This is a genomic window from Streptomyces sp. 135, assembly GCF_020026305.1.
Classification (GTDB): Bacteria; Actinomycetota; Actinomycetes; order Streptomycetales; family Streptomycetaceae; genus Streptomyces.
The window spans coordinates 8098030-8113977 of sequence record NZ_CP075691.1 but is presented as its reverse complement, the minus strand read 5'-3'; the positions used below and the strand labels follow the sequence as shown (position 1 = coordinate 8113977).

Below are 15948 nucleotides of genomic sequence, written 5' to 3'. Positions count from 1 at the left end.
CTCGGTCGGGTCAGTCGGGTCAGTCGAGTCGGTCGAATTCGTCGACTTCGTCCTGCGCGAGGTCCAGGAGCGGGAAGTCGGAGGGCGTGTGTCCGCCCGAGGCGGGGGCCGCGGTGTGGGCCGCGAGGCCGCCGAGCATGTCCGCCCAGGCCCGCCCGAGGCGTTCCGCGTCCGTGTCCTCCAACAGTCGGCCGGGCCAGCTGACCGTGAGCGTCAACTCGGGCCCGTCCGGGGTGTCCCGGACCATCGCGCCGACGTCCAGCAGGTGCCGCAGGGGAGTTTCCGGGTCGACGGAGCCTCCGATGGCGTTCCCCGCGGCCATCCGCCAGGCTCCGCCAGTCCCGTCCTCCGCCGCTTCGGCGGCGAAGCGGCCCATGTAGGTGAAGTTGATCTGCGGGGCCGGGGCAGCCGCGAGGACCGGTCCGGTCTGGGGGTTGAGGTGACGCAGCAGTGCGTAGCCGAGCCCGTCGCCCGGCACCGCGCGCACCTGTTCCTTGACGGCTTTCACCAGGGCGCCGGCGGCCGGGCCACCGGTCAGGACCTGGGCCGGATCGATCTCCGCCATGGCCAGCCGGACGGGGTGCGCGCTGGTGAACCAGCCGACCGTACGCGACAGATCCACGCCGTCCAGCGGCTCGCGGCCGTGCCGTTCGACGTCGACCAGGATCCCGGAGGCGGCATCCGGCCGCCAGTACGCGACCGCGCCGGTCAGCCCGGCCAGCAGCACATCGTCCACGCCGCAGTGGAACGCGGCCGGTGTGCGCGTCAGCAGCGTCTCGGCCTGTTCCGGAGGCACGGCCCACGTGTGACGGCGCACGGTGCGTACGGTGTCCGAGGCCGGGTCCGGAGCCGTGGGCACCAGGGCGCACGGGGGCTCGCCCAGCAGCTTCAGCCAGTCCTGCAACTCCGCGAGGCGCCGCCGGTCGCTCGCCTGCGCGGTCAGCAGCTCCGCCCAGCGGCGGAACGACGTACCCACCGGGTCCGGTTGCGGGGTGCGCCCGGCGGCCGCCGCCTCGCAGGCAGCCCGCAGGTCCGCCACGAGCACCCGCCAGGACACGCCGTCCACAACCAAGTGGTGTGCGACAAGGACTAGTTGGCCGGCCCGGTCGGGGCCGGGGTCCATCCACACCGCCTGGACCATCACTCCGGACGCCGGGTCCAGCCGCCGCGCCGCCGCGCGTGCCACCGCGTCCGCGCCCCCGGGCCCGGTTTCCGCCGCGTCCATCCGCAGGAGCAAGTCCCTGGGGTCCACCGAACCGGCCTCGCCGACGATCAGCTTCGGCTCGCCGGGCACCGTGCGGGCCCGCAGCATGTCGTGCGTGTCCAGGACCGCGCCCAGCCCGATGGTCAGTACGTCGAGACCGAGGCCGGCCGGGGTCCCGACCACCACCCACTGCGCGAAGTGCGGATGGGCGGCCCGCTCGCCGAGCGCCCTCATCACCGGCGTCCAGGGCACCTCGCCCACACCCACGTCGACCGTCGCGGCCTCCTGCCCGACCGCCGCCACGACCTGCGCGAGCCGTTCCGGTGTCTTCTCCTCGAAGACCTGCCGAGGTGTCACCACCAGGCCCGATCGGCGGGCGCGGGAAGCGAGTTGCATGGAACTGATCGAGTCGCCGCCCAGCTCGAAGAAGCCGTCCTCGGCCCCGACCCGCTCCAGGCCCAGGACTTCGGCGAACAGCCCGCACAGGATGCGCTCCGCCTCCGTGCGCGGCTCGCGTCCGATCACCCGTGCGGCGAAGTCCGGTGCGGGAAGCGCAGCCCGGTCCACCTTCCCGTTCACCGTGAGCGGCAGCGCGTCCAGGACGACCACCACCGCCGGGACCATGTACTCCGGCAGCCGATCCGCCACGTATGCACGCAGCTCCTGCGCGTCGACACCCGGCCCGCTCTCAGTCACGTACCCGATCAGCCGCTTCTCGCCGAGACCCGGGCCGCCCTGCCGGGCCACCACCACCGCCTGACCGACCGCGTCATGCCCCGCAAGGACCGCCTCGACCTCCCCCAGCTCCACCCGGAACCCCCGGACCTTCACCTGCTCATCCGCACGCCCCACGAACAACAACTCACCCTCGGCCGACCACCGGGCCAGATCCCCCGTCCGGTACATCCGCCGCCCGCCCTCACCGAACGGACACGCCACGAACCGCTCCGCCGTAGACACCGAGCGCCCCAGATAACCCCGCGCCAGACCCACCCCCGCCACATACACCTCGCCCACCGCACCCGGTCCGACCGGGCGCAGGAACGCGTCGAGGACGTACACCTGCCGGTTTCCCAACGGCCGCCCGATCGGCAGCACACGTCCACCCCTAGCGCCCACCGGCAGCACATGCCACGTCGCACACAACGTGACCTCCGTCGGCCCGTACAAATGCCGCACGACAACCTCAGGACACACCTCACGTACCCGCGCCACCGAACCCGCCGGCACCACATCCCCGCCGGTCAACACCTCCCGCAACCCCACGAAACACTCCGGAAATTCCTCCGCGAGCACCCGGAAAAGACCAGCCGTGACATGCACCGCCGACACACCCCCGGCAACCGCCTCCCGCACCCCCCGCGCATCCACCGCACCCGGACCGGCCACCACCACCCGAGCCCCGGAAACCAACGGAACCCACACCTCGAACAACGACACATCGAAGGCATGCGGCGCATGCATCAACACCGCATCACCACGACCCACCGACCAACCCGCATCCCCGGCCAACGCAGCCACACTCCCATGCGGCACCGCCACACCCTTCGGCACACCCGTCGACCCCGACGTATACATCACATACGCCAAATCCTCCGGGCCCACCACCCCGGCTCGCCGACCCGCCGGACACCGAGCGACCGCCGCTGCCACCTCGGGGTCATCCACGACCACCACCGGGCGCACCGCCGACTCGTCCGGCAGCGCCCCTCGCGTCCGTCCGGTGCACACCACCGCCGCCGGGTCCGAATCCGCGAGCAGCAACGCCACGCGCTCCGCCGGGTACTCCGGGTCCACAGGAACGTAGGCGGCACCCGCCTCCCACACCGCCAACAACGCCACCACCACATCAGCCGACCGCTCCATCACCACCGCGACACGATCACCCCGCCCCACACCCAGCCCGACCAAATACGCCGCCAAACGCCCCGCCCGGCCCGCCAACTCCGCATACGTCAGCCTGACTTCACCATCGACCACCGCCACCGCGCCCGGCTCACGCGCCACCTGCCCGGCGAACAACCCGGGCACCGACACACCCGGCACCCGCGCCCCCGTCGCATTCCAGTCAGACACCACCAGGCCGCGCTCGACAGCATCCGTCACCTCCACCCGGCCCACCGGCACCGACGGATCCGCCACCATCTGTTCGAGCACCCGCACCAGGCGTCGCCCCAGCCCGGCGACCGTTCCCTGGTCGAACAGGTCGGGCCGGTACGTGAAGCGGACGTGGAGGCGGTCGGTCAGCAGTACGCCGAGGGTCAGGGGGTAGTTGGTCGCCTGCTCGCCCGGCGAGACGGTGAAGGTGGGGGCGCCGGGGGTGGTCGGCCCGGCGGGCGGCGCGGGGTAGTTCTCGTACACCACGAGTGTGTCGAAGACGGCTCCCTGACCTGCCAGTTTCTGGATCTCCGAGAGACCGAGGTGCTGGTGGGCGATCAGGGCGGACTGGCGTTCCTGCAACCGCGTGAGCATGTCCGCCACCGGTTGCCCGCCGTCAAGGCGTACCCGTACGGGCAACGTGTTGATGAGCAGACCCACCATGGATTCCGCGCCCGGCAGTTCCGCGGGGCGCCCCGCGACGGTCGCGCCGAAGACCACGTCCGTGCGGCCCGCGAGGCGCGCGAGAACCAGCGCCCACGCGCCCTGCACGACCGTGTTCACCGTCAGGCCCTGCGCCCTGGCTGTCTCGGCGAGGGCCCGGGTGGTCGCCTCGGGGAGGCGTATCAGGTGTTCGTCCGGCAGCACCGGCGTCCCGCCCGCTTCCGCGGGTGCCACGAGGGTCGGCTCGTCGAGGCCGGCCAGCTCCGCGCGCCAGGCGGTCCGCGCCGCCTCCTTGTCCTGCCGGCCCAGCCACACCAGGTAGTCGCCGTACGACGCGGCCCGTTCGAGTACGGAAGCGTCGCCGCCCGCGGCGTAGACCCGCGACAGCTCGTCTAGCAGGACCGGCATCGACCAGCCGTCCATCAGGAGGTGGTGCGAGGTCACGACGAGCCGGTGCCGGTGGTGGCCGAGCCGGATCAGGAGCAGCCTGAGCAGCGGGGGGACCGTCAGGTCCAGGCGCTCCGCCCGCTCCCCTGCGGCCAGTTCCTCGGCCAGGGCCGTGCGGTCGGGGTCCGCAGGCGCCGACAGGTCGGCCTCGCGCCAGGGCAGTGTCACGTTGCGGGCGATGAGCTGCACCGCCTTGCCCGACTTCCTGCGGTGGAAACTCGCCCGCAGCGCCGCGTGCCGGTCGAGGAGCGCCTCCCAGGATGCCCGTAACCGGTCGGCGTCCAGCGGGCCTTCGACGGCGAGCTGGAACTGCACGGCGTAGACGTCGGGGCCCCGGTCGTCGAAGTCGGCGTGGAAGAGCAGCCCCTCCTGGAGCGGCGACAGCGGCCACACTCCCGCCAGGGCGGAGCCACGGCCGGGGCCCTGCGCCGATGCGTGGGCCGAGGCGCGGGCCGATCCGTGCGCCGATGCGTGAGCCGGTCCGTCGGCCAATGTGCGGTCCGCTTCCTCTGCGGCGGTCCAAGACTTCACCGGGACAGGCCCTCCTCGAACTTGGCTGCTATCGCTTCGAACTGGTCGACCTCGTCCTGTTCGAGATCGAGGAGATGGAAGTCGGAAGGGGTGTGGCCACCGGCGGCGGGTTCGTCCGTGTGGGCGGCGAGGCCGCCCAGCATCCGCACCCAGGCGCGGCCCAGGCGCCACACGTCGGTGTCTTCCAGGAGCTGCCCGGGCCAGCTCAGGGTGACGGTCAGTTCGGGTCCGTCCGGGGTGTCGTTGACCACCGCGAGCCCTTCCACCACATGCATCACCGGCAGCTCCGGTTCGGTGGAGCCGCCGACCGCCGCCGCCCCGGCCGGCTGCCAGTCGCGGACCTCGCCCGACGCCGTCGCGGCGGCGAACCTGCCGAGGTAGTTGAAACCGATCTGCGCGGCCGGCGCGGCCCGCAGGACCGGGCGCGTCTCGGGGTTGAGGCGCCGCAGGAGCGCGTGGCCGAGACCGTCGCCGGGCACGGCCCGGACCTGTTCCTTCACGGCCTTCACCAACGTACCCGCCGCCGGGCCGCCGGCCATGGCGTCGTCCAGGTCAGCGGCGGTCACCTCCAGGCGGACCGGGTGCACGCCGGTGAACCATCCGACGGTACGGGACAGGTCCGTACCCTCCAGCGGCTCACGGCCGTGCCCCTCGATGTCCACCAGGAGCCCGTCGGCCGTCTCCGGCCGCCAGTGCGCGACCGCGCCCGCCAAGGTCGCGAGGAGCACCTCGCGCACCGCGCAGTGGAAGGTTCCCGGGGTCCGGCCCACGAGAGTGGCCGCCTGCTCCGGCGGCAGCGTCCACGAGCGCCGGCGGAGGGTCCGAGCGGTGTCCTTCGCCGGATCCAGGGCCCTCGCGCCCAGCGGCGGCCGGGCCGTGCCGAGCACCGAGATCCAGCCGTCCAGTTCGGCGACCCGCCTCTCGTCGCGCGCCTGTGCGGCGAGCAGGTGCGCCCAGCGCCGGAAAGAGGTCCCCACCGGGTCCAGCCGAGGCGGGCGCCCGGCGGCCACCGCCTCGCACGCCGCCTGGAGGTCCGGGAGCAGGATGCGCCAGGACACGCCGTCGACCACGAGGTGGTGCAGTACGAGGACGACCCGCCCGGTGCGGCCGGGCCCCGCGTCGACCCAGACGGCCCGCACCAGGACGCCGGCGGCCGGGTCGAGGTGCGCGGCCGCCGCCGACGCCGACCGTCCCGCGATGTCGTCCAGGACATCGGCCGCCGCGTCCACCGCGTCCACGCGCGCGACGAGGCTCCCGGCGTCCACCGGCCCCCGCTCGCCGACGATCAGCTTCGGCTCGCCGGGGACGGTCCTCGCCCGCAGCATGTCGTGTGTGCCGAGCAGGGCGCCGAGCGCGGCGGCCAGCACGTCGAGGCCGAGCCCCGCCGGCGCGCCGACGGTCATCCACTGGGCGAACCGCGCGCCTGTGGCGTGCTCACCGAACGCCCGCATCACCGGCGTCCAGGGCAGCTCTCCCACGCCGACGTCGGCGACGGCGCGCTCCGCCGACCCCGCCGCCTCCAGCACCGCCGCGAGGCGCTCGGGCGTCTTCTCCTCGAACACGTGCCGGGGCGTCATGACAAGCCCCGCCCTGCGTGCCCGCGACACCAGCTGCATGGAGCTGATGGAGTCGCCGCCCAGTTCGAAGAAGCCGTCGTCGGCGCCGACACGTTCGAGGCGCAGCATCTCGGCGAACAGGTCGCACAGGATGCGCTCGGTCTCCGTGCGCGGCTCGCGGCCCGAGACGCGCTCGGCGAAGTCGGGCGCGGGGAGCGCGGCCCGGTCCAGCTTGCCGTTGGCGGTCAGCGGCAGCGCGGACAGGACCAGGACCGCCGTCGGCACCATGTGCTCGGGGAGGACCCCGGCGGCGTACGCGCGTACCGTCCGCCCGTCCACCGCCTCCGGGTCGGCGGCCACGTAGCCGATCAGGCGGTCCTCGCGCAGGGTCACCACGGCCTCGCGCACACCCGGGCAGCCCGCGAGAGCGGACTCGATCTCGCCGGGTTCGATCCGGTGCCCGCGCACCTTGATCTGGTTGTCGGCGCGGCCCGCGAAGAGCAGTTCGCCCTCGCCGGTCCACCGCACGACGTCCCCGGTGCGGTACATCCGCTCCCCCGCCCCGAACGGGCTCGCGACGAAGCGCTCCGCGGAGAGCGCCGCCCGCCCCGGATAGCCGCGGGCGAGCCCGGCACCGGCGACGTACAGCTCGCCGGGCACACCGACCGGCACCGGCCGCAGGGACGTGTCCAGCACGTACACACGTGTGTTGGCGATCGGGCCGCCGATCGGCGTCGCACCGTCGTGGTCGCGCCGGACCGCGCTCACCGTCGAGATGATCGTCGCCTCGGTGACGCCGTACTGGTTGTACATGGTGCGGCCCCGCTGCCAGCGGCGGCGGGCCTCGGGCGGCATGGGTTCGCCGCCGGTGATCAGCAGCCGCAGCTCCGGGAGGTCCTCCGCGCGCATCTGCATGAGGTACGTGGGGGTCGTCGCCAGGTGGGTGACGCGCCGGGCCCGTGCCAGGCGGGTCAGTTCGTCGCCGGAGGCGTCGAGCCTCGCCGGCGCCAGGACCAGGCGCGCGCCCGCGCAGAGTGTCGGCCAGATGTCTGCCATGGAGACGTCGAAGCTCGGCGAGACGAGTTGCAGGACGCGGCTGTCCTCGTCGAGTCCGTATCGCCGGAGGTTGTCCTCGACGACGTTGCGCAGGCCGTGGTGGGTGACCGCGACGCCTTTCGGGGTGCCGGTGGAGCCCGAGGTGTAGATGACGTACGCGGCGTTGCCCTCCGCCAGGGGTGCCAGGCGCTCCGCGGGTCGCAGCGGGCCGGCCGCGTGCGACGCCACGTCGTGGGCGACCGCCGGGTCGTCGATGACCACGATCCGGGGCGCGGAGCCCGTGCGCTTCGTCGCGTTCGGGTGGCTCGGGCTCCCGGTGGCTTCCGTCGGTACCGCGCCCCGTGTCGCCGTCGTGCACAGGACCACCGCCGGGTCGGAGTCGGCCAGCAGGTGTCCCACGCGGTCCGCCGGATACTCAGGGTCCACGGGGACGTACACCCCGCCGGCCATCGAGACCGCGAGGAGCGACACCACCAGCGCCGGCGATCGCTCCGCCACGACCGCCACCCGGCGTTCGGGGCCCACGCCCGCACACACCAGGTACCGCGCGAGACGTGCCGCTTTCCCAGCCAACTCGCCGTAGGTCAGGGCGCCTTCGCCGTGTACTCCCGATTCGACGGCCACCGTGTGCGGCGAGCGGGCCGCACGCTCCTCGAAGAGGTCGACGACCGACGAGGGCGGCACCGGCAGGGCGGAGTCGTTCCACCGCTCCACGACCCGCATACGCTCGTCCGCCGTCAGGACGTCCACGTCACTGAGCCGGATCTGCGGATTCGCGGCGATCTGCTCAAGGACGCACACCAGGCGGTCCGCCAGTGCCCGGGCCGTGTTCTCGTCGAACAGATCGGTGGCGTAGAGGAGTTCGCCGTCCAGCCCGGCCGGAGCGCCGAGGACGTCGCGGCGTTCGACCATGGAGACCGCCAGGTCGAAGCGGGCCGCGAGCCGGGGCGGCAGCGGCGCGGGGCTCACCCGCACGCCGGGCAGATCCCATGTGGCTTCGGGCACGTTCTGAAGGGTCAGCATCACCTGGAACAGGGGGGTGCGGGCCAGGGACCTGGTCGGGTTCAGCTCCTCGACGAGGCGTTCGAAGGGCACGTCCTGGTGCGCGTACGCCGCCAGGTCCGTGGCCCGCACCCGCTCCAGCAGCTCGACGAAGGTCGGGTCACCGCTGAGATCCGTCCGCAGGACCAGCGTGTTCACGAAGAACCCCGCGAGGTCCTCCAGGGCCTCGTCACCGCGACCGGCGACCGGGGTTCCCAGCGGGATGTCCTCCCCCGCACCCATCCGGGCGAGCAGCACACTCACCGCCGCGTGCACCACCATGAACATCGTCGCCCTGCCCCGACCGGCGATCTCGACCAGCCGCGCATGCGTCCCGGCGTCCGTCGCCACCGGCACCAGGCGCCCCTCGAAGCTGGGCACCGCGGGCCGGGCCCGGTCTGCGGGCAGGGCGATGTCCTGCGGCAGCTCCGCCAACGCCTCACGCCAGTAGGCGAGTTGGCCCCCGAGCGCGCTTTCCGGGTCGTCCAGCTCGCCCAGGACTTCCCGCTGCCACAGCGTGTAATCCGCGTACTGCACCGGCAGCGGCGCCCAACTCGGCGCGCGCCCCTCGTTCCTGGCCGCGTACGCCGCCTCCAGATCGCGCGCCAGCACCCCCATCGACCAGCCGTCGACCGCCACGTGATGCGCCACCACCGACAGCACGAAGTCCCCCGGACCGACCACCAGCAGCCGGACCCGCCACGGCAGATCCACCCGCAGGTCGAAGCCCTCGCCCAGCTGCTCGGCGAGCACCTCCGGCACCAGCTCCTCGTCGGTCCGCACAACGGTCAGGGGCGGGCGGCCCGCGCTTCCGCACAGAACCCGCTGGTACGGGACACCGTCGAGGTCGGGGAAGACCGTACGGAGGCTCTCGTGCCGGTCGGCCACATCACCGAGCGCCGCCTCCAGCGCGGCCACGTCCAACGCACCCGAAACACAGAGCACCAGCGGCAAGTTGTACGCGGCGGCTGCCCCCGGAACCGAGTCCTCCATCCGGTTCAGGAACCACATCCGCTGCTGCGCGAACGACAACGGCACCACATCCGGCCGCACCCGCGACCGCAGCACGACCCGCTCCCGCGACCAGCCCTCGCGGCCGTCGATCAGCCGCGCGAGACCCGCCACGGTCGGCGCGCCGAACAGCTCGGCGATCCCGACCTCCGCCTCCAGCACCCCCCGCACCCGGGCGGCCAGCCGCATCGCCAGCAGCGAATCACCGCCCAGTTCGAAGAACCCGTCGTCGGCCCCCACCCACTCGAGTCCGAGCACCTCCGCGAACAGCCCGCACACGATCTCCTCGGTCTGCGTACGCGGCTCCCGGCCATGGACTCGTGCGGTGAGGTCCGGCGCGGGCAACGCCGCCCGGTCCACCTTGCCGTTCACCGTCAGCGGCAGCGCGTCGAGGACGAGCAGGGCCGACGGGACCATGAACTCCGGGAGGCGGAGCGCCACTTGGTCGCGGATCTCCCGGGCGTCCAGGTCGTGCCGTCCCTCCTCGGGTACGAGACAGGCGACCAGGCGCCGGTCGCCCGGCCGGTCCTCGCGCACGACCGCCACGGCCTGCCGGACCGCCGGGTGGGCGGTCAGCGCCGCCTCGACCTCACCCAGCTCCACCCGGAAGCCCCGGATCTTCACCTGGTCGTCCGCGCGCCCGGCGAAGAGCAACTGGCCGTCGGCCGTCCACCGGGCCAGGTCGCCGGTCCGGTACATCCGCCCGCCGACGGCGGCGAAGGGGCAGGCCACGAACCGCTCCGCCGTCAGTCCCGCCCGTCCCACATAGCCACGCGCCACACCGGGCCCCGCGACATACAGCTCGCCGACGACACCCGGGGCCACCGGCCGCAGGAAGCCGTCGAGCACGTAGGTCCGCATGGTGGCCAGCGGGCGTCCGATCGGCGGGGGCTCGTCGCTCGCGCCGATCCCTGCGTCGACCGCTCCGAGCGTGGCCATCACCGTCGCCTCGGTGGGCCCGTACGTGTTCCAGACCCGCGCCCGTGGAGTCCACCGGCTCGCGAGGTCCGCGGTCAGCAGTTCCGCGCCGAGGACCCAGTTCCGGACGCCGGGCACGGCCGCCGGGTCCAGCACGCCCAACAGCGACGGCACCACGCTCGCCGTGCTCACCCCGGCCGCGTCGATCATCCGGGCCAGCGCCGCGGGTTCGGCCCGTTCCTGGGCGGAGGCGATGGCGAGCGTCCCCCCGGCGGCCAGTGTCACCGCCACGTCCAGCACCGCCGCGTCGAAGCTGAACGACGCGAATTGCAGCACGGCGACGCCCTCGGCCACCGCCATCGCCGGCCGCATTGCCTCGGCGAGGTTCGCGACGCCGCCGTGGGCGACGGCCACGCCCTTCGGACGCCCTGTCGACCCGGACGTGTAGATGACGTAGGCGAGTTGGTCCGGCAGGACGGTCGCGCCAAGGGGCTCGGCGCACGTCGCCGCGATCTCTCGCGCGGTACGCGGGTCGTCGAGACGCACGGTGGGTACGGCCGCGGCCGGGGGCTCGCCGACGCCGAGCACCACCTGCGCGCCGCTGTCGGCCACCATGAACGCCAGCCGGTCCGCCGGATACTCCGGATCCAGCGGCACGAACGCCCCGCCCGCCTTCCACACCGCCAGCTCGCCGACGACCATGTCGACGCCACGCGGCAGACACAGCCCCACCCTGCCCTCGCGGCGGACACCAAGCCCGACCAGATACCGGGCGAGACGATTCGCCCGCGTCTCCAGCTCCCCGTACGTCAGTACGTCGGTGCCGCACCGCACCGCCACCACGTGCGGCGAGCGCGCCGCCCGCTCCTCGAAGAGGCCGACGACCGACGAGGGCAACACCGGCAGGGCGGAGTCGTTCCACCGCTCCACCACCCGCACACGCTCGTCCGCCGTCAGGACGTCCACGTCACTGAGCCGGACCTGTGGATCGGCGGCGATCTGCTCAAGGACGCACGCCAGGCGCCCGGCCAGCTTCCGGGCCGTGTCCTCGTCGAACAGGTCGGCGGCCAGCAGGAGTTCACCGTCCACCCCGGCCGGAGCGCCCCGCTCGTCACGCCGTTCGGTGAGCGTCACCGCGACGTCGAACCGCGCGGCCGGCGCGACCATCGGCAGCGGACGCACCCGCGCGCCCCGCAGCCTCCACTCCGGTTCGGGGACGTTCAGCAGGGCCAGCATCACCTGGAACAGCGGGTTGCGGGCCACGGAGCGGGAAGGGTTGAGCTCCTCGACGAGGCGTTCGAAGGGCACGTCCTGGTGCGCGTACGCCGCCAGGTCCGTGGCCCGCACCCGCTCCAACAACTCCGTGAAGGTCGGGTCACCGCTGAGGTCCGTCCGCAGGACCAGCGTGTTCACGAAGAACCCCGCGAGGTCCTCCAGGGCCTCGTCACCGCGACCGGCGACCGGGGTTCCCAGCGGGATGTCCTCCCCCGCACCCATCCGGGCGAGCAGCACACTCACCGCCGCGTGCACCACCATGAACATCGTCGCCCTGCCCCGACCGGCGATCTCGACCAGCCGCGCATGTGTCTCCGCGCCCACCGCCATCGACACCAGGCGCCCCTTGTACGACGGCACCGCGGGTCGGCCATGGTCTGCGGGAAGCGCAAGTTCCTGCGGAGCTCCCGACAAGGTGTGGCGCCAGTAGGCCAGTTGGCCACCGAGCGCACTGGCCGGGTCGTCCAGCTCGCCCAGGACTTCCCGCTGCCACAGCGTGTAATCCGCGTACTGCACCGGCAGCGGCGCCCAACCCGGCGCGCGCCCCTCGTTCCTGGCCGCGTACGCCGCCTCCAGATCGCGCGCCAGCACCCCCATCGACCAGCCGTCGACCGCCACGTGATGCGCCACCACCGACAGCACGAACTCCCCCGGACCGACCACCAACAGCCGAACCCGCCACGGCACATGCACCCGCAGGTCGAAGCCCTCGCCCAGCTGCTCGGCGAGCACCTCCGGCACCAGCTCCTCAGCAGTCGGCGTCACGGCAAAAGGCGGACGGCCCTCCTCGCCGTCCAGCACGCGCTGATACGGAACGCCGTCACGGTCGGGCAGCACCGTACGGAGGCTCTCGTGCCGGTCGGCCACATCACCGAGCGCCGCCTCCAGCGCGGCCACATCAAGCGCACCCCAAATGCGCATCACCAGCGGCAGGTTGTATGCGGCGGCCGCCCCGGGAACCGAGTCCTCCATCCGGTTCAGGAACCACATCCGCTGCTGCGCGAACGACAACGGCACCACATCCGGCCGCACCCGCGACCGCAGCACGACCCGCTCCCGCGACCAGCCCTCGCGGCCGTCGATCAGCCGCGCGAGACCCGCCACGGTCGGCGCGCCGAACAGCTCGGCGATCCCGACCTCCGCCTCCAGCACCCCCCGCACCCGGGTGACCAGCCGCATCCCGAGCAGCGAATCACCGCCCAGTTCGAAGAACGACACATCGGCGCCGACCCGCCCGAGGCCGAGAATCTCGCCGAACAGCCCGCACAAGACCTCCTCCACGGGCGTGGCGGGGCCACGGCCGCCTCCCGTGCCCATGAAGTCCGGCGACGGCAGGGCGGCCCGGTCGAGCTTCCCGTTCACGGTGAGGGGCAGCGCGTCGAGGACGAGCACCGCCGCCGGGACCATGTACTCGGGCAGCCGATCCGCTGCGTACGCACGCAGCTCCTGCCCGTCGGCACCCGGTCCGTCCGCAGTCACGTATCCGATCAGCCGCTTGTCTCCCGGACCGTCCTGGCGGGCCACCACGACCGCCTGGCCCACCGACCCGTGCCCGGCGAGGACCGCCTCGATCTCGCCGGTCTCCACCCGGAAGCCACGGATCTTCACCTGCTCGTCCGCACGCCCGACGAACAGCAACTCGCCCTCGCGGGTCCACCGCACCAGGTCCCCGGTCCGGTACATCCGCCCGCCGGCGGCCGCGAAGGGGCAGGCCACGAACCGCTCCGCCGTCAGCCCCGCCCGTCCCGCATAGCCACGCGCCAGGCCCGTTCCCGCCACGTACAGCTCACCCACCACACCCGCCGGGACCGGCTGGAGCACCGCGTCCAGCACGTACACCCTGCGGTTGCCGAGCGGGCGGCCGATCGGCAGCAGCGGGCCGCCCGGCACACCCGCGGGGAGCACGTGCCACGTCGCGCACAGCGTGATCTCCGTCGGGCCGTACAGATGCCGCACCGCCACCTCGGGGCACGTATCCCGCACCCGCGCCACCGCGCCGGGCGGCACCACGTCACCGCCCGTGAGCACCTCGCGCAGCCCCGTGAAGCACTCCGGGGACTCCTCCGCGAACACCCGGAACATCCCCGCCGTGACATGCAACGCCGACACCCCGTCCGCGACCGCCGCGCGGACCCGCCCCGCGTCCACCACGCCGGGCCCGGCGATCACCACCCGGCCCCCCGCGACCAACGGCACCCAGACCTCGAACAACGACACGTCAAAGGCGTGCGGCGCGTGCATCAGCACCGTGTCACCCGCGCCCACGGACCAACCCGCGCCGGTGTCCACCAGCGCGGCCACACCCCCGTGCGGCACCGCCACGCCCTTCGGGACCCCCGACGACCCCGACGTGTACATCACGTACGCGAGGTCCTGCCCGCCCACGGAGACCGCGGGGCCGTCGACCGGGCACGCGGCGACGGCGGCGCGTACCCGGGGGTCGTCCAGCACGATCGGCTCCGGTCCCGTGCCTGCCGGTATCGCGTCCCGGTGCGCCTTGGTGCACAGCACCGCCGCCGGATCCGAGTCGGCCAGCAGGAACCCCACCCGCTCCGCCGGATACGCCACGTCGACCGGCACGAAGGCGGCGCCGGCCCGCCACACCGCCAGCAGGGCGACGATCAGCTCGGCGGAGCGCCCCATCACCACCGCGACGCGGTCCCCGCGCCGCACTCCGGCGCCCGCCAGATGTGACGCGAGCCGACCCGCCGCCGCGTCCAACTGTTCGTAGGTCAAGGCCTGTTCGCCGTCGACGACGGCCACGGCGTCCATCGACCAGGCGAGCCGGCGGGCGAGCAGCGCGGGCACGGATTCCGCGGCCGCCGGCCGCCCGGTGGCGTCGCCTCCCTTCACCAGCGCGGCGCGCTCGGCCCCGTCCAGCGCTTCGACGCGCCCCACGGGCACCGACGGCTCCCGCACCGCCTGCTCCAGGAACGTCAGGAAGGACCGGTGCACCGCACGGAGCCAGTCACGGTCGTACGCCGCGGGGTTGGCCTCGAAGGTGATCGGCATGCCCTCGCCCTCGGACCAGCCGCTCACCAGCACGCCGAAGTCCTCGACGCGCCTGCTCGACAGGTCGCGGACGATGCCCCGGTGCTCGCCGAACCACAGGCTCTCGCCGGCCGTCGGCATGACGTTGACGGCGGGCCCGAAGTGCCATCGGTCGCCCGTGGGCCAGTTGAGTTCGCGGCGCAGCCGCTCTCCCCGGAAGCCCTGGTGAGCGAGGAGGCCGCTGATCTCGCGGCCCGCCTCCCGCGCCAGGTCGAGCAGGCTCATGCCGGCGGCCGCGGGCAGCCGCACGGGGAGCATGTTCGCCATCGTGCAGGGGGTCCGTCGCGCCTGGTCGCTCACGCGGCCGGAGACGGGCAGGCTCAGGACGGCTTCGGCCGAGCCCGTCAACCTGCCGGTGAAGGCCGCGACCGCCGCGACGACGAGCCTGGGCCAGCCGACCCCGGCCCGGGCGGCCGCCGCGCACAGAGCCTCCACGGCGGACGGCGGCAGCTGCCCCGTCTCCCGCAGCACCTCGTGCGGGCTCTCGCCGACGCCCTCCCAAACACTCTCCCGCTCGCCCTCGCGTACGCTCTCCCGCTCGTCCTCGGGCCGTGCGGCCGGGCCCCGTCCAGGGATGTCGACCGGGTCGGGACGGTCGGCGAAGTGGTCGAGCCAGTACTGCCGGTCGAGCGCATGACGCTCCGAGGCGCGGGACGCGGACTCCCGCTCCAGCAGGTCGTCGAGCGAGGCGTGTCCGGGCGGTTCCGGTGCCCGGCCCCGCAGCATCGCCGTATAGACGTCCGCGACACGGCGGGCCACGAGGGAACAGCCGAAAACGTCCATCAACAGGTGGTCGTAGCGCTGGAACCACACGTATCGGTCAGGGGCCAGGCGGAAAAGGGTGTAAGAGAAGAGGCGGCCGCAATGCGGGCCCGTCTCCTGACGTAGTTCCGCCCGCATCCATTTCTCGGCGGCCGCCGTCGGATTTTCGTCGGCGCTGAGATCGACGCGGTGAAGGAGGCGGAGAGAAGAGGAGTGGAGATGCTCGGGGGCGACGACCTGCGTCGCCTTGTCGCCGTCCGCCACGAATTGCACGCGCAGAATTTCCGTTTCGGCGACGACGTGCCGTAAAGCCTTCTCGAATATTCGCGAGTCGACCGGCCCGGCTATCGCGACGTACTGGCCGACCCCGTACATCCGGCGGGAGCCTTCCACGCGCTGCGCCAGCCAGATTCCTTCCTGGGAATCGAACAAGGGCAGAGTGCGACCAGCGGTGCCGTTCATCATTCCCCCTCGCCGCGCGATCCGCGTCGGCTGTTTCCCTTGCCGAGCCGTCCAACCGCGCACTTCGCGCACTTGGACACAGGGCAGGCGCAT

2 protein-coding genes are annotated in these 15948 nt (G+C 73.2%); both read right to left on the bottom strand.

Annotation, left to right across the window (positions count from 1 at the left end; translation table 11 throughout):
* Window positions 1-19 precede the first annotated feature (19 nt).
* Window positions 20-4723 carry a non-ribosomal peptide synthetase gene (locus KKZ08_RS35850; protein WP_223778403.1) on the bottom strand — a complete coding sequence of 1568 codons (4704 nt, stop codon included), beginning with the start codon at window positions 4721-4723 and terminating at the stop codon, window positions 20-22.
* Window positions 4720-15825, bottom strand: a complete 11106-nt coding sequence (locus KKZ08_RS35845; protein ID WP_263303385.1) for a non-ribosomal peptide synthetase — start codon at window positions 15823-15825, stop codon at window positions 4720-4722. The genes KKZ08_RS35850 and KKZ08_RS35845 overlap by 4 nt, the downstream gene beginning before the upstream one ends.
* Between the last annotated feature and the right edge of the window lie 123 nt (window positions 15826-15948).